15 protein-coding genes are annotated in these 15,020 nt (G+C 72.1%); 6 read left to right on the top strand and 9 right to left on the bottom strand.

Going from position 1 to position 15,020, the window contains the following annotated elements:
- Positions 1-36: 36 nt before the first annotated feature.
- Complete coding sequence (locus ACSNN8_RS19655) at positions 37-822, top strand: class F sortase (RefSeq protein WP_436650666.1); 786 nt, start codon at positions 37-39, stop codon at positions 820-822.
- A 19-nt stretch (positions 823-841) separates the two neighbouring features.
- Here ACSNN8_RS19655 and ACSNN8_RS19650 read toward each other — a convergent pair whose 3' ends face one another.
- A complete protein-coding gene (locus tag ACSNN8_RS19650; protein WP_436650665.1) occupies positions 842-1,390 on the bottom strand; it encodes an HNH endonuclease in 549 nt (182 codons plus the stop codon).
- 214 nt (positions 1,391-1,604) lie between these two features.
- Here ACSNN8_RS19650 and ACSNN8_RS19645 point away from each other — a divergent pair, with 214 nt between their 5' ends.
- The 4 genes from ACSNN8_RS19645 to ACSNN8_RS19630 all read left to right on the top strand — a co-directional run bounded on the left by ACSNN8_RS19645 (position 1,605) and on the right by ACSNN8_RS19630 (position 5,996).
- Positions 1,605-2,669: a mechanosensitive ion channel family protein gene (locus ACSNN8_RS19645; RefSeq protein WP_436650664.1), complete on the top strand. Its 1,065-nt coding sequence runs from the start codon at positions 1,605-1,607 to the stop codon at positions 2,667-2,669.
- 210 nt (positions 2,670-2,879) lie between these two features.
- Positions 2,880-4,238 (top strand): MFS transporter, encoded by a 1,359-nt coding sequence (locus ACSNN8_RS19640; RefSeq protein ID WP_436650663.1) that lies wholly within the window; start codon positions 2,880-2,882, stop codon positions 4,236-4,238.
- 41 nt (positions 4,239-4,279) lie between these two features.
- Entirely contained in the window at positions 4,280-4,660 is a 381-nt protein-coding gene (locus ACSNN8_RS19635) for a globin (protein ID WP_436650662.1), read from the top strand.
- Between the two features lie 79 nt (positions 4,661-4,739).
- Complete coding sequence (locus ACSNN8_RS19630) at positions 4,740-5,996, top strand: PKD domain containing protein (RefSeq protein ID WP_436650660.1); 1,257 nt, start codon at positions 4,740-4,742, stop codon at positions 5,994-5,996.
- A gap of 695 nt (positions 5,997-6,691) precedes the next feature.
- Here ACSNN8_RS19630 and ACSNN8_RS19625 read toward each other — a convergent pair.
- The 5 genes from ACSNN8_RS19625 to ACSNN8_RS19605 all read right to left on the bottom strand — a co-directional run bounded on the left by ACSNN8_RS19625 (position 6,692) and on the right by ACSNN8_RS19605 (position 10,787).
- Positions 6,692-7,273 carry a YbjN domain-containing protein gene (locus ACSNN8_RS19625; RefSeq protein WP_436650659.1) on the bottom strand — a complete coding sequence of 194 codons (582 nt, stop codon included), beginning with the start codon at positions 7,271-7,273 and terminating at the stop codon, positions 6,692-6,694.
- A 131-nt stretch (positions 7,274-7,404) separates the two neighbouring features.
- On the bottom strand, positions 7,405-8,064 hold the full coding sequence (locus tag ACSNN8_RS19620; protein ID WP_436650658.1) for a hypothetical protein: 660 nt from the start codon (positions 8,062-8,064) through the stop codon (positions 7,405-7,407).
- A 16-nt stretch (positions 8,065-8,080) separates the two neighbouring features.
- The gene (locus tag ACSNN8_RS19615; RefSeq protein ID WP_436650657.1) at positions 8,081-8,494 is read right to left on the bottom strand and encodes an acyl-CoA thioesterase; all 414 of its coding nucleotides are present in this window, start codon (positions 8,492-8,494) and stop codon (positions 8,081-8,083) included.
- Entirely contained in the window at positions 8,487-10,163 is a 1,677-nt protein-coding gene (gene ettA, locus ACSNN8_RS19610; RefSeq protein WP_436650656.1) for an energy-dependent translational throttle protein EttA, read from the bottom strand. Before ettA ends, ACSNN8_RS19615 begins: the two co-directional genes overlap by 8 nt.
- 87 nt (positions 10,164-10,250) lie before the next feature.
- The gene (locus ACSNN8_RS19605; RefSeq protein WP_436650655.1) at positions 10,251-10,787 is read right to left on the bottom strand and encodes a hypothetical protein; all 537 of its coding nucleotides are present in this window, start codon (positions 10,785-10,787) and stop codon (positions 10,251-10,253) included.
- A gap of 180 nt (positions 10,788-10,967) precedes the next feature.
- Here ACSNN8_RS19605 and ACSNN8_RS19600 point away from each other — a divergent pair, with 180 nt between their 5' ends.
- On the top strand, positions 10,968-12,383 hold the full coding sequence (locus tag ACSNN8_RS19600; protein WP_436650654.1) for an alpha,alpha-trehalose-phosphate synthase (UDP-forming): 1,416 nt from the start codon (positions 10,968-10,970) through the stop codon (positions 12,381-12,383).
- Here the strand turns inward: ACSNN8_RS19600 and ACSNN8_RS19595 are convergent.
- From ACSNN8_RS19595 to cobT, 3 genes are read right to left on the bottom strand one after another with little or no spacing between them, the layout of a single operon-like run.
- Positions 12,371-12,748: a VOC family protein gene (locus tag ACSNN8_RS19595; protein ID WP_436650653.1), complete on the bottom strand. Its 378-nt coding sequence runs from the start codon at positions 12,746-12,748 to the stop codon at positions 12,371-12,373. The two genes, ACSNN8_RS19600 and ACSNN8_RS19595, sit on opposite strands and share 13 nt — an antisense overlap.
- Before the next feature lie 30 nt (positions 12,749-12,778).
- Positions 12,779-13,966, bottom strand: a complete 1,188-nt coding sequence (cobA, locus tag ACSNN8_RS19590; protein WP_436650652.1) for a uroporphyrinogen-III C-methyltransferase — start codon at positions 13,964-13,966, stop codon at positions 12,779-12,781.
- The gene (gene cobT, locus ACSNN8_RS19585; RefSeq protein WP_436650763.1) at positions 13,963-15,009 is read right to left on the bottom strand and encodes a nicotinate-nucleotide--dimethylbenzimidazole phosphoribosyltransferase; all 1,047 of its coding nucleotides are present in this window, start codon (positions 15,007-15,009) and stop codon (positions 13,963-13,965) included. Before cobT ends, cobA begins: the two co-directional genes overlap by 4 nt.
- Positions 15,010-15,020: the final 11 nt, after the last annotated feature.

Genomic DNA, 15,020 nt, shown 5'->3' with positions numbered 1-15,020 from the left:
GCCTACCGACAGCCTCCGCCGGCGACCGGGCCGCGCATGCCCGAGTCCGTGCTGCGCAAGCGGCCGGCGCAGATCGTCGCCCCGCCGCCCGGCACGATCACGGGCCCGCTGCCGGCGCCACCGTCCGCCCCGGGACGACCGCCGTTCCGGGCCCCCGCCCCCCGGCCGCTGCCCACGACGCCGCCGCGCCCGATGCGCGGCAAGCGACCGTGGCCGGTCGGGCTGGTCGCGCTGGCCCTGCTGTTCGTCGGCCTGTTCGTGGTCGCGATGGGGCTGGGCGCGGCCACGAGCTTCAGCCTGGGCGGCCTGTTCGGCGGAGCGGGCAACGAGCCGCCACCGCGCGAGTTCCCGGTGCTCGAGCCGAGCCGCCCCGAGCTGATCAGCATCCCGGCGATCAACGTGCGGGCGCCGATCCTCGGGGTGGGGCTGGCCGCTGACGGGTCGGTGGCCGTGCCGCCGCTCAAGCGGCACAACGAGGCCGGCTGGTTCGACCGCGGCCCGACGCCGGGGCAGTTCGGGCCGGCGCTGATCGTCGGGCACGCGGACACCCGTACGGGGCCTTCGGTCTTTCACTCCCTGCCCAGGATGAAGGCGGGGCAGCGCATCGAGATCACCCGGGCCGACGGGTCGGTCGCCGTCTTCGAGGTGAACACCGTCGAGCACTTCGACAAGGGCAAGCTGCCGGCGCAGCGGGTCTACGGCGACTACAGCCGCCCGTCGCTGCGGCTGGTCACCTGCGGCGGCCGCTGGATCGGCGGCAGCACCGGCTACCAGGACAACATCGTCGTCTTCGCATCGCTGGTGGACGCCGACAACGTCTGAGACCAGAGCCTGAGAAAAATCAAGCCGCCTCGGCCGGTGCGGCCGGGGCGGCGGGAAGGTCCAGCCAGTCTGCCCAACGGGGGTCGGGCGTGCGGTGCCCGAGCACCCGCCACGCGACTCCCCGGGGCGCCGCCGGTATGGCGTGCAACCGCCAGCCGAGCTCGGCGGGGGTCTTGTCGCCCTTGCTGTGGTTGCACTTGGCGCAGGCGGCCACGACGTTGTCCCAGGCGTGCAGGCCCCCGCGGCTGCGCGGGAAGACGTGGTCGATGGTCTCGGCCGAGCCCCGGCAGTAGGCGCACCGTCCGCCGTCCCGCGCGAAGATCGCGCGGCGGGACAGGCCGACGTGGGTGCGGTAGGGCACCTTCACGTAGCGGGTCAGGCGGACCACCGACGGGACCGGGAGGTCGGTGTGCACGCTGTGCAGCATGCCGTCGCCGTCGGTGACGCACTCCGCCTTGGCGGTCAGCACGAGGATGGTCGCTCGACGCACCGATACGACGCACAGCGGCTCGTAGGTGGCGTTCAGAACCAACGCGGAGGAGCCCACTGTGGGTCGTATGTCAGGCATCGCGATCACCCTTCGGTGTTAGGCGCTGTCACCGCTCTCGGTTGATTTCATCGTCGAGTGCCGAGGCGTCGACGGCGATGCCTCGTGGCCCAATAGTCCCTGATGGATGACCAAATTGCGAGCGCAATCCGTGGCCGGGCGGTAAACGTCTGAGGTCCCCGCGCTGTGCGGTGGCTGAAAGCGGGTTCAGCGTCGCCCGGTACGGTGGCTACCCGTGTTGTTCCGAGCCCCTTCGCCGAGCCCGTCGCCCACGCCCGACATCTTCACGACCCCGGACGTGTCGAAGGTCTGCAACACCGACGTGGTGTGCAGCCGGATCTACGAGTGGACCGGCAACCAGTGGCTGGCCAACAGCAGCTACGTGATCATCGTGAAGCCGTTGCGGATCATCGGCATCATCCTGGTCGCGATGCTCATCCGCTGGCTGCTGCACCGGGCCATCGACCGCCTGACCACCAGCACCAGCCGCGCGTCGATGCCCGCGCTGCTCAAGCCGCTCAAGGAACGGGTCGCCGCCGAGGAGGGCCAGTTCATCCCGGAGCGCCGGCGTCAGCGGGCCGAGGCGATCGGCTCGGTGCTGCGCAGCTTCGTCAGCGCGGTCGTCTTCACGATGGCGGCGCTGCTGGTCTTCGGCGAGCTTGGCTTCAACCTCGGCCCGCTGCTGGCCAGCGCCGGCATCGTCGGCGTCGCGCTGGGCTTCGGCGCGCAGAGCCTGGTCAAGGATCTGATAGCCGGCCTGTTCATGCTGCTCGAGGACCAGTACGGCGTGGGCGACACGGTGGACGTCGGCGAGGCGGTCGGCGTGGTCGAGACCGTCGGGCTGCGGATCACCACGGTCCGCGACGCGCGCGGCGTGCTCTGGTACATCCGCAACGGCGAGATCGTGCGGGTGGGCAACAAGAGCCAGGGCTGGGCCATGGTCGTCATCGACATCCCGATCGGCTTCGTCAACTCCGAGCAGGCGATCGCGGTGCTGCGCGAGGCCGCCGAGGCGGTGGCCGCCGAACCCGAGCACCAGACGGAGTTCCTCGAGCCGCCGGACGTGGTCGGCGTCGAGCAGCTGACCGTCGACGGCGCCACGATCCGCACGATCGCGAAGACCACCGCGGACGGTCAGGTGATCGTGCAGCGGGAGCTTCGGCGGGCGCTCACCGAGGCGCTGGAGTCCTCCGGGCTGTCCGAACGCATCGCCGCGTCTCGATTGCTGCCGCGCGGTGCGGTCCCGCCCGCGTACCTCGGGAATTCCGGAACTGATCAGCCGGCCGGTGGGGCGACATGAGCTGGGATTAGTTCGTACGGGGGAGGCTCGGGCTCGACCGAACGGCCGACAATTCGCCCGTACGCCCTAGCATCGACTCGGACGATCGGGCACAATCCGCTTGAGCATCTGCACATGCGGCATCACGTTCCCGTCGGCTCACAGCACGCGGGAGGGCGGGCCCGGTGACCGCCGCGACCCGGCGGAGAGCCGAGATCGATGGAGGACCCGGTGTCCGGAGACCCTGAAGCGCGTACGGCGTCCAGTGCCGACGCGACTACGGAGGGTAATAGGACGGTAACCTTCCGGGACCTCTTCGCGATCCGCGAGTACCGCGCGCTCTACCTGTCGCTGGTCATCAGCTGGATCGGCGACTACCTGGCCCGGGCGGCCATCACGGTTCTGGTCTACGAGCAGAGCAAGTCGGTGCTGCTGTCGGCGGCCGCGTTCGCCGTCACCTTCCTGCCCTGGGTCATCGGCGGCACGCTGCTCGCGGCGCTGGCCGAGCGGTACGCGTACCGCCGGGTGCTGATCGCCGCCGACCTCTACCGCATGGTGCTCGTCGCGCTGCTGCTGGTCCCGCACACGCCGATGCCGGTCATGCTGCTGATCGTGTTCCTGGCCAGCCTGGGCGCACCCCCGACCCATGCCGCCCGGTCGGCGCTGCAACCGCTCGTGGTGGGCCGCGACCTGCTGCCGATGGCGGTCGCCACCAACGTGACCAGCGGGCAGGCCGCCCAGGTCTTCGGCTACCTGGCCGGCGCCGCGCTGGCCGCGGGCATCAACCCGCAGGTGGCGCTCGCCATCGACGTCGCCACGTTCGCGGTCTCGGCGCTGCTGGTCGCCACCGGCGTACGCCCCCGGCCGCCCGCCCACAGCCGCGCGCAGCGCCGTCACCTGCTGCGCGAGTCGGGCGAGGGCTTCCGGCTGGTGTTCGGCGTGTCCACGCTGCGCGCCATCGCGATCATGGTTTTCGTCCTGACCATGTTCGCGGTCGTGCCCGAGGGGCTGGCCGCCGCCTGGGCCGCGGAGGGCACCAGCGACCCGGCCACCCGCGGCCTGAACCAGGGCCTGATCATGGCGGCCGGCCCGATCGGGTTCGTCGCCGGCGGCCTGCTGATCAACCGGCTCGCCGGCCCGGCCCTGCGCGACCGGCTCGTGCGGCCGCTCGCCGTGCTGTCGGCGCTCGCGCTGGTGCCCGCGCTGCTCGCCCCGCCCGCGCCGGTCGTCGCGCTCACGGTCGCGGTGTCCGGCTTTGCCCAGGGCGGCGTCATGCCCACGCTCAACGGGAAGTTCGTGCTGATCCTGCCGCACGGCTACCGCGCCCGCGCGTACGGCGTGATGCAGACCGGCCTGCAGCTGAGCCAGTTCGGCGCGGTGATCGTCACGGGGCTGCTGGCCGACCACTTCCGGCTCCCGCTCGTGGTGGGCCTGTGGAGCGTCGGGGGCACGGCCGTGCTGGCAGGCCTGGCCTACCGGTGGCCCAGCGCCGCCACGTTCGCGGCCGCCACCGAGGCCGCCGAGGCCGGCGCGCCCCCGCCCGCCCGGCCCTCCGTGGTCACGACGAGCGTCACACCGGAACGCTCCTGACCACCCCGGTCGCCCGCGGATCCGGCTGGCAGGATGGACGGGTGACCGCTCCCAGCTTCTTCGACGCCATCGGTGGCGAGCCGACCTTCCGGCGCCTGGTCGCCCGGTTCTACGAGGGCGTCGCCGAGGACCCGCTGCTGCGGCCGATGTATCCCGAGCAGGACCTGGGCCCGGCCGCCGACCGGCTGACGCTGTTCCTCATGCAGTACTGGGGCGGCCCCAACACGTACTCGTCGACGCGGGGCCACCCGCGGCTGCGGATGCGGCACGCGCCCTTCAAGGTCGACCCGGCCTCGCGCGACGCGTGGCTCAAGCACATGCGCGACGCCGTCGACTCGCTCGAGCTGCCCCCGGAGCAGCACGACGAGCTGTGGAACTACCTGGAGCGCGCGGCCTACTTCATGGTCAACAGCATGGAGTGAGACGGGCCCCGGCGTGCCCTGCCGGGTGACTGTGTCGTTGAGCGGTAGACAAAGTCGCTATACGACCAGGAGCTCCGCCATGCGCCGCCGCCTGCTCGCCGCCGCCACCGCCGTTGCCGCCGCCGTGGCGTGCGCGCAACCCGCCGCGGCCGACATGGCCCACTCCACCGTGGTGTCCCCCAATCCCGTCGACTTCACGCCGCACGTGCTGGACGGCACGGTGTGGTCGATGGCCGTGGTCGGCGACACCGTCGTCGTCGGCGGCGTGTTCACCCGGGTCGCCGACAGCAACCGGCGGACCACGTTCGCGCGCAAGAACATCTTCGCGTTCGGCCTGTACGACGGCGCCGTCCGCGGCTTCTCCCCCGAGGTCGACGGCGCGGTCTACACGCTGGCCGCGGGACCCGAGGGCACGGTGTACGCCGGCGGCGCCTTCAAGAGCGTGAACGGGACCGCGCAGCGCGGCATCACCCGGCTCACGATGGGCGGCCAGCGGGTCAGCGCCTTCGGCGCCAAGATCGGGTGGGGGGACGTCCGGGCGCTGCAGGCCCGCGGTTCCCGGCTGTACGCCGCCGGCACGTTCCAGGAGATCAACGGCGTGCGGCGGGCCGGGCTCGCCCGGCTGAGCGCCACCACCGGCGCGGTGGACACCGGCTTCGACGCCAAACTGACCTCGCCGGGGCTGGCCCGCACCCGCGTCGAGCACTTCGACATCTCGCCCGACGGGCGCCGGCTGGTCGCCGTCGGCGCGCTGCTGCGGGCGAGCGGGTACGACCGCACCCAGATCGCCATGTTCGACGTCTCCGGCCCGTCCGCGCAGCTCACCAGCTGGTACACCGACGCGTACAAGCCGCAGTGCATGAAGGGCTTCGACACGTACCTGCGCCAGGTGAAGTTCTCGCCCGACGGCTCCTACTTCGTGGTCGCGGCGACCGGGCGCGCGTCCTCCCCGGACCGGCTCTGCGACTCGGCCGCGCGGTTCGAGGCCGGCGGCACCGGGCGGCACAACCCCACCTGGGTGCAGCGCACCGGCGGCGACTCGCTCTACGCGGTGGCGGTGACCGGCTCGGCCGTCTATCTGGGCGGGCACCAGCGCTACTTCGACAACCCGTACGGCACCGACGCGAAGGGGCCCGGCCCCGGCGCGGTGTCACGAGTGGGCATCGGAGCGGTCAGCCCCTCGACCGGGCGGGCGCTCTCGTGGAACCCGACCCGCAAGCGCGGGGTGGGGGTGCGGGTGTTCGTCGCGGTGCCTCAGGGGCTGCTCGTGGGGTCGGACACCGACGAGCTGGGGCGCGAGTACCACGGGCGGGTCGGGCTCTTCCCGCTGCGGTGATCCCGGCGGCCGTCGGGCCTTGATCTTGGTGTGTGCCACCGCCTCCCCCGCCCACCCAGGGACCGGGGCCGAGACTACGCCTGCGGAGGGGATCGGAGTGCGCTTGTCCACAGGCGCGTGCGATCCGCTTCCGCGGGTGAGCTGACTGCTGTGGATGGGCGCGTCGGTTCGTTGCGCGGGCGTACTCGTTGCTGTGGACGGCGCGTCTGTTCCGCTCCCGCGTGCTTTGGGCGGGCGCTTCGCCTCTGCCCCGTGGGGGTGCCGCATGCTCTCGACGAGCGTTTCCGGTTGCTTCGCGGGAGTGCCGCGTGCTCTGGGCGGACGCTTTCGGATGCTCCGCGGGCGTGCTGCATGCTCTCGACGGGCGCTTCCGTTCGCTCGCCGGGGGTGCCGCATGCACTCGACAGGCGCTTCCGGTTGCTCCGCGGGCGTGCCGCATGCTCCGGGCAAGTCCGTTCGGTCCACGGGCGTGCCGCATGCTGCGCGCGGGCAAGCCGTTCGCTCCGCGGGCGAGCTGCATGCTTCGGGCGAGCGCGTCCGTTCGCGGCGCGGGCGAGCTGCATGCTGTGGCCGGGCGGTCTGTTCCGCTCCGCTTGCTGTGGACGGGGGCGTCCGTACCCGAGCGGGCGTGCTGAATGCTGTGGACGGGCGCGTCCGCACCGCCGAGCGGGCGAAAACGCCAGCTGTGGACGGGGCTAGAGCAGTGCGCCCTCGTCGTGGAGCCAGTCGACGAACGAGGTGGCGACCGCGGCGCCGCAGTCGAGCAGCTCCACCAGCAGCGCGTCGTGGGTGCCGGCGGCCAGGGGCACCTGGAGCTCGGCGTAGATGGGCAGCTGCCCGCGCTCGGTAGGGTCGCCCACGTAGGCCTTGCAGAAGCGCCGCGTGTGGTTCCACTCGTTGACCACGCGGTAGGCCCGGTCGGCCCAGTCGGGCGGGACCGTGGCGTGCGGGCGGGCGCGCATGACCAGGATCTCGTCGTCGGGGCCCTCGAGGGTGAACAGCACCGCGTGCCGCTCCCACATGGCCAGCAGGCTCCCGCCGCCGTCGGCGAGGAAGCGGATGTCGAGCAGGTCGAGCGCCTTGCCGATGCGCGCGAGCGTCACCGGGGCGACGGTCTCGGGCTCCTCGGTGGCTGCGGTCTCGACCGGAGCCGGTAGCCGCGCCGGCTCGCGCTGCGCCGGAACGCCGACCCGCACCGCGCCGCGCACCGTCGAATCGTCGTCGGTCTCCGGGGCGTTGCCCGCGGCCGAACCCGGACGCCATGACCACCACGGCATCGTTGTGCACCTCACTCCCCAGCGAACCCACCGCCGGACGTAGCGAGTGGATCCGAGGGCCGACGGTACCCGTACCGATCGCGGAGGTCATCCCCCCAACGGGAGGGCGGGACCGGTCGTACTATCGTCCATCACCCTTTCGGGTGAACGGCTATAGGCGTAACGGTCAATTTCTTGACGGCCTGTAGCCAGGCGACTCCATATGGTGCAGAAAGACCCACCCAGGTCCCCGCCAGACGAATGCGGGTGTCCGGACCCTCATTGTCCCCCGGTCCGAGGAAACCCATGCGCGAGATCGCCTGAACGAGTCGCTGCGACACCTCCACCGGGCGTCCGCCGGGCAGCGTCACGACCAGCGCGACGTGGTCGAGCAACGCGTCGCGGACGGCCCGCTGGCCCACCGACCGGCCCGCCAGCCCCGCGGACGAGACCTCGCGCAAGGTGCCGGCGGCGGCCTCGGCCAGCCGGCTCAGCTCGGCGCCCGACACCGACTCGACGGTCTCGCCGCCGGGCGGGGGCAGCGGCCAGCGCCACTGCGCGTCCCGGCGGGCGGGCAGCTCGTCGCCGCCGCGGGCCAGCACGCCGAGCAGCTCGGCGGCCGACACTGTGGCGTCCTCGGGACCGTGCCCGGCGACCTCACGCGTCACCAGCACCTCCCACGGCAGCCGGCCCCACAACGCGACGCGGCCGCCGGCGGTACGCAGCCGTACGGGCGCGGCCGGGTCCAGCTTCGTGAGCCGGGCCAGAAAGGCGCCCGCGTCGGGGACGCCGACCAGGCCGTGCGCACTCATGACCGACCGCGCGGGGTCATGCGGGGACCTCGAGGTACGGCCTGAGGAACTCGCGCTCGGCGTCGCTGAGCCGGCGCGGGTGGCCGTTGGCCAGGTTGTACGGCACGCACACGGACTTCGCGCGGCTGGCCAGCACGCCGTCGTCGAACATCTCGTACGAGACGGTGAACGCGGCCGCGCGCAGCTCGGAGATCCACATCTCGACGCGTACGGGATCGCCGTAGTCGACCGGGCGCAGGTAGTCGATCTCGTGGCGGGCGATGACGATGCCCTCCTCGAAGGACCCCAGCCCGTGCTTGCGCGCGCCGACGAAGAACATGGCGACGCGCGCCTCCTCGTACAGCGTGAGGAAGCGCGCGTTGTTGACGTGCCCGTACGCGTCCATGTCGGACCAGCGCACGGGCACGTCGTGGATGAACCGCTCAGTCACGCGTCAGCTTGCGGTAGGTCACGCGGTGCGGGCGAGCCGCCTCGGCGCCGAGACGGTCGATCTTGTTCTTCTCGTACGCCTCGAAGTTGCCCTCGAACCAGAACCACTTGTCGGGGTCCTCGTCGGTGCCCTCCCACGCGAGCATGTGAGTGGCGACCCGGTCGAGGAACATCCGGTCGTGGCTGATGACCACGGCGCAGCCGGGGAACTCGAGCAGCGCGTTCTCCAGGCTGGACAGCGTCTCGACGTCGAGGTCGTTGGTCGGCTCGTCGAGCAGGATCACGTTGCCGCCGATCTTCAGCGTCATCGCGAGGTTGAGCCGGTTGCGCTCGCCGCCGGAGAGGACCTTGACCGGCTTCTGCTGGTCGGGGCCCTTGAAGCCGAACGCCGCCACGTACGCCCGGGACGGCATCTCGACCTTGCCGACCATCAGGTGGTCGAGCCCGTCGGAGACGACCTCCCACACGGTCTTGTCACCGTCGAGACCGGAGCGGTTCTGGTCCACGTACGACAGGCTGACCGTCTCACCGACGCGGACGGTGCCCTCGTCCGGCTTCTCCAGCCCGACGATCGTCTTGAACAGCGTGGTCTTGCCGACGCCGTTGGGGCCGATGATGCCGACGATGCCGTTGCGCGGCAGCGAGAACGACAGGTGGTCGATCAGCGTGCGCCCGTCGAAGCCCTTGGTCAGGTCCTTGGTCTCGATGACCGTGTTGCCCAGGCGCGGGCCCGGCGGGATCTGGATCTCCTCGAAGTCCAGCTTGCGGGTCTTCTCGGCCTCGGTGGCCATCTCCTCGTAGCGGTCGAGGCGGGCCTTGCTCTTGGTCTGGCGGGCCTTGGCGTTGGACCGCACCCACTCGAGCTCCTCGGTGAGGCGCCGCTTGAGCTTGGCGTCCTTGCGCCCCTCGACCGCCAGCCGCTGGGCCTTCTTGTCGAGATAGGTGGAGTAGTTGCCCTCGTACGGGTACGTCCGGCCGCGGTCCAGCTCGAGGATCCAGTTGGCCACGTTGTCCAGGAAGTACCGGTCGTGGGTGATGGCGATGACGGTGCCGGCGTACTTGGCCAGGTGCTGCTCCAGCCAGTGCACGCTCTCGGCGTCCAGGTGGTTGGTGGGCTCGTCGAGCAGCAGCAGGTCGGGCGCCTCGAGCAGCAGCTTGCACAGTGCGACCCGGCGGCGCTCACCACCGGAGAGCTGGGTGACGTCGGCGTCCGGCGGCGGGCAGCGCAGCGCGTCCATCGCCAGCTCGAGCTGGGAGTCGAGGTCCCACGCGTTGACGTTGTCGAGCTCCTCCTGGAGCTTGCCCATCTCCTCCATGAGCTCGTCGGTGTAGTCGGTCGCCATCTCTTCGGCGATCTTGTTGAACCGGTCGAGCTTCGCCTTGGTCTCGGCGACGGCCTCCTCGATGTTGCCGAGGACGGTCTTGGCGTCGTTGAGCGGGGGTTCCTGCGCGAGCATGCCGACGGTGTAGCCGGGCATCAGCCGGGCCTCACCGTTGCTGAGCGTCTCGACGCCCGCCATGACCTTGAGCAGCGTGGACTTACCGGCGCCGTTCGGGCCGACCACACCGATCTTGGCGCCCGGCAGGAAGTTCAGCGTCACGTTGTCGAGCACGACCTTGTCGCCGTGCGCCTTGCGCGCCTTTTCCAGGACGTAGATGAACTGGGCCACGGTGCGCCCTACCTCCGTGATCGTGATTTCGTGCCAGGTGGATTGCAGAATGCAGACCAATCTTTCCAGGTCGCCCACCGGCCGCTCTCAACAACCCCTCTCCGCCGCGCGGGATTCCCGCTCGCACCGGCGCACGTCGTACCGCTGGGTTCTCTTGTTCTTGGCGAGGGTCACCGCGACGGAGTCGGGGCTGACCACGAACTCGTTCTTGTCGTCGGCGACCACCTTGTAGGTGTTCTTGCCGGTACGGACGACGCCCTTGAGGAAGAGCCCGTTGTCGGCCGGGGGCGCTGTCGCGTCGGGGTCGTCGCCGCCGGAGGTCCAGCTCTGGTAGAACAGCTCGCCGTCGCGGTCGGTGCAGATCCAGTACGTGCTGTCGGTCTTCTCGGCGTAGACCTTGAGAACCAGCCAGAGCTCGGAGGTGAAGCCGGCGTCCTCCGCGGTACGCCGGGTGAACCCGGGACAGAACGGGCCGGGCGGCCGGAAGGCGGGCGGGGCGGACACCGACGGCTCCCCGCTGGGCAGCGCCCCGCCGCCACTCGCCCTCTCCTGGTCGCGTTGCCGTTCGCCCAGCACGAACCCGCCGGTCATGGCGATGATCGTGAGGAAAACGGTGGCAATCACCACAGGAAAGAAGATCGGCCGCCGGGGCGGGGAAAGATCAGCGGACGGTGTCACGCGCCCAGAATGGCACCCGGCGGCCACCGAGGTCCATCGGCGGCTGCGGACACTGGGCACGCCCCGTGCTGCTACGCACAGTAGGCTCACGGTGGGGAACAGAAACGACCCGGAGGTGCACTCAGCGTGGCCGAACGAAGTTCCTTCGTCGTAGTCGCCAACCGCCTGCCCGTCGACGAGGTGACCACCTCGGACGGGGAGCGCCAGTGGCGCACGAGTCCCGGCGGTCTCGTCACCGCCCTGCATCCGGTGCTGACCGAGCACGGCGGCACCTGGATCGGCTGGGCGGGCGGCACGGGTGAGGCGCCCGAGCCGTTCGAGCTCGAGGGCATCCGCATCCACCCGGTGCCGCTGAGCGCCGACGAGCTCGAGCGCTACTACGAGGGCCAGTCCAACGCGACCATCTGGCCGCTCTATCACGACGCCGTCGAGACGCCGGTCTACAAGCGCCGGTGGCGCGAGACGTACCGGCTGGTCAACCAGCGCTTCGCCGAGGCCGCCGCCGAGGTCGCCGACGACGGCGCGACCGTCTGGGTGCAGGACTACCAGCTGCAGCTCGTGCCGGCGATGCTGCGCGAGCTGCGGCCCGACCTCAAGATCGGGTTCTTCCTGCACATCCCGTTCCCGCCGATCGAGCTGTTCATGCAGATGCCGTTCCGCGCCGAGGTGCTGCGCGGCCTGCTGGGCTCCGACCTGGTGGGCTTCCAGCAGCGGCTGGCCGCGCAGAACTTCGTCCGGCTGGCCCGGCACCTGCTCGGGCTCCGCTACGAGGGCCAGTCGATCCAGGTGGACGGCCGCAAGGTCAAGGCGGGCGCGTTCCCGATCAGCATCGACACCAAGGAGATGGAGCGGCTCGCCGCCGACCCCAAGGTGCAGGCGCGGGCCAAGGAGATCCGGGCCGAGCTGGGCGACCCCAAGACGATCGTGCTGGGCGTCGACCGGCTCGACTACACCAAGGGCATCGAGCTGCGGCTCAAGGCGTTCCGCGAGCTGCTGGCCGACGGCAAGCTCAAGGTGGGCGACGCGGTGATGGTGCAGGTGGCGACGCCGAGCCGCGAGCGCGTCGAGCACTACCAGACGCTGCGGGTCAAGGTCGAGCGCGAGGTGGGCCGCATCAACGGCGAGTTCGGCCGGGTCGGCACGCCCGCCGTGCACTACCTGCACCAGTCGGTCAGCAAGCCGGAGCTCGCCGCGATGTACGCGGCGGCCGACGTCATGATGGTGACCCCGCTGCGCGACGGCATGAACCTGGTCGCGAAGGAGTACGTGGCCTGCCGCGGCGACACCGGCGGCGCGCTGGTGCTCAGCGAGTTCGCGGGCGCGGCGACCGAGATGCGCCAGGCGTTCCTGTGCAACCCGCACGACCCGGACGGCGTGAAGGACGCGCTGCTGCGTGCGGTCGGCGCCGAGCCGGCCGAGCTCAAGCGGCGGATGCGGGTCATGCAGCGGCACCTGCGCACCCACGACGTGGCCCAGTGGGCGCGCACGTTCCTGGACGCGCTCGAGGAGGCGGCCGAGGGCCGCGACCCTCAGTCCACGTAGAGGCAGAACGGATGACCGTCCGGGTCGAGGAAGACCCGGACGTTCTCCTGCGGCTGGAAGCCGGCGAGCGTGGCACCTGCCCGGGTGGCGTGCTCGCACGCCGCCTCCAGGTCCTCGACCTCGATGTCGAGGTGCATGCTCATCTGCGGCTCGCCGGGCACGGCCGGCCACACCGGGCGGACGTACCTCTTCTCGGTCTGGAACGACAACCCGGCGCCGCCCCCGGGAGCGCCGAGCACCACCCAGCCCTCCTCCTCCTGGGTCGCGCTCCACCCCAGCAGCCGCTGATAGAAGCGGGCCAGCTCCCGGGCGTCGGGCGAATCCAGCACTACTCCCGTCAGCGTCATCTGCGGCCGTCCGTCCATGTCGAACGACCTACCCACACGGTGACGCTTCTATACCGCTGCGTGCACGACATCGCCGATCACCACGACGGCCGGCGGGCGGATGCCGGCCTCGGCGACCGCGGCGGTGACCTCGCCCAGCGTGCTGCGCAGCGAGCGCTGGTGGCTGGTGGAGCCCTCCTGGACGACGGCGGCCGGGGTGTCCGCGGGACGGCCCTCGGCGATCAGGCGGCTGGTGATCGCGCCGAGGTTCTTCAGGCCCATCATCAGCACCACGGTGCCGCGCATCCGGGCCAGCGCCGGCCAGTCGACCAGCGAGTCCGGGTGCTCGGGCGGGATGTGGCCGCTGACCACGGTGAACTCGTGCGTCACGCCGCGGTGGGTGACCGGGATGCCGGCCAGCGCGGGCGCCGCGATCGAGCTGGTCACGCCGGGCACGACGAGCACCGGCACGCCCGCGCGGGCGCAGGCGATGGCCTCCTCGCCGCCGCGGCCGAAGACGAAGGGGTCGCCGCCCTTGAGCCGCACCACGAACTTTCCCTCGAGCGCCTTCTCGACGAGGATCCGGTTGATCTCCTCCTGGGCGGCCGACGGCCCGTACGGGATCTTGGCAGCGTCGACGAACTCCACGTCGGGCCGCAGCTCGCCGAGCAGCATGCCGGGCACCAGCCGGTCGGCCACCACCACGTCCGCGGCGGCCAGCAGGCGGCGGCCCTTCACCGTGATCAGCTCGGGGTCGCCGGGACCGGCGCCGACCAGCGCGACGCCCTTGTGCTCCGCGGCGACGGGCGGCGCGCTCTCGAGGGCGTGGGCGACCAGATCCCGTACGGCCATCGCGCGCCGCCGGTCCCCGCCGTCGGTGACCGCGACGGTGACCTGGCCCTGCCGCGTGACGGCGGGAGTCCAGGCCGTGGCCGCGTCCCGGTCGTCGGCCCGCACGCAGAACACCCGGCGCTCCTCGGCCGCGGCGCTGACCTGCTCGGCGGCGGCCGGGTCGTCCACCGCGACGTGCACCAGCCAGGCGCCGTCGACGTCCGCGGGCTCGAAGCGGCGGGCGCTCCAGGTGGCTCGACCGGCGTCCACCACGCCCTGCAGCGCGGGGGTGAGCTCGGGCGAGACGATCTCGACCACGGCGCCGGAGGCCAGCAGCGCGGGCACCCGGCGGGTCGCCACCGCGCCGCCGCCGACCATCAGCACGCGGCGGCCGGCGAGCTTGAGACCGAGGGGATAGACGCTCACTTCTCCGAGACTCCCGCGCTGTCGAAGGTGGCCACCTCGCGCAGCACGCGCACGGCGGCCGAGACGACCGGCAGCGCGAGCGCGGCGCCGCTGCCCTCGCCGAGGCGCATGCCGAGGTCGAGCAGGGGCTCGAGGCCCAGGTGGGCGAGTGCGACGGTGGCGCCGGGCTCGGCCGAGCGGTGCCCGGCGACCATGGCGGCGACCGCGTCCGGGGCGAAGGCGGCGGCCGCGAGCGCGGCCGAGGCGGCGATCACGCCGTCGACGATGACCGGCACGCGGCGGGCGGCCGCCCCCAGGATGAAGCCGGCGAGCGCGGCGTGCTCGAGGCCGCCGACCGCGGCGAGCACGCCGAGCGGGTCGGCCGGGTCGGGGCGGTGCAGGGCGAGCGCGCGACGGACGACCTCGACCTTGTGCTCCAGCGTCGCGTCGTCGACGCCGGTGCCGCGGCCGGTCGCGCCGGCCGGGTCGCTGCCGGTGAAGGCGGCGATCAGCGCGGCCGCGGGGGTGGTGTTGGCGATGCCCATGTCGCCGGTGACCAGGCACCGGGCGCCGGAGGCCACGAGCGCGCCGGCGACCCCGATGCCGACCTCGACCGCCCGGCGGGCCTCGTCGCGGGTGAGGGCGGGCTCCACGGACAGGTCGCGGGTGCCGCGGCGCACGTTGGCGTCGAGCAGGGTGCTGCCGCCGTGCAGCGGGATCGCCACGCCGACGTCGACCACCATCACGTCGGCGCCGGCCTGCCGGGCGAACGCGTTGACGACCGCGCCGCCGGCCACGAAGTTCGCCACCATCTGGGCGGTGACCTCCTGCGGCCACGGGGAGACGCCCTGGGCGTGCACGCCGTGGTCGCCGGCGAAGACCGCCACGGTGGCGGGGGCGGGCATCGGCGGCGGGCAGGTCCCGGCCAGGCCGGCGAGGCGGACGGAGAGCTCCTCGAGCGCGCCCAGCGAGCCGGCCGGCTTGGTCAGCCGGGCCTGCAGCTCGCGGGCGGCGGCCATGGCGGCCTCGTCGGCGGGCCGGATCGCGGCGACGGTCGCCTCCAGGCCGGCGTCCG

This window comes from Actinoplanes sp. URMC 104, assembly GCF_051386375.1.
GTDB lineage: Bacteria > Actinomycetota > Actinomycetes > Mycobacteriales > Micromonosporaceae > Actinoplanes.
The sequence above is the reverse complement of the archived record's forward strand: the minus strand, read 5'-3'. Positions and strand labels throughout refer to the sequence as shown.

Bases quoted from the DNA above. Each gene is read 5' to 3' on its own strand.
- ACSNN8_RS19630 (WP_436650660.1), top strand. From the start codon at position 4,740: ATGCGCCGCCGCCTGCTCGCCGCCGCCACCGCCGTTGCCGCCGCCGTG.
- ACSNN8_RS19650 (WP_436650665.1), bottom strand. From the start codon at position 1,390: ATGCCTGACATACGACCCACAGTGGGCTCCTCCGCGTTGGTTCTGAAC.
- ACSNN8_RS19595 (WP_436650653.1), bottom strand. From the start codon at position 12,748: ATGGACGGACGGCCGCAGATGACGCTGACGGGAGTAGTGCTGGATTCG.
- ACSNN8_RS19655 (WP_436650666.1), top strand. From the start codon at position 37: ATGCCCGAGTCCGTGCTGCGCAAGCGGCCGGCGCAGATCGTCGCCCCG.
- ACSNN8_RS19625 (WP_436650659.1), bottom strand. From the start codon at position 7,273: ATGCCGTGGTGGTCATGGCGTCCGGGTTCGGCCGCGGGCAACGCCCCG.
- ACSNN8_RS19620 (WP_436650658.1), bottom strand. From the start codon at position 8,064: ATGAGTGCGCACGGCCTGGTCGGCGTCCCCGACGCGGGCGCCTTTCTG.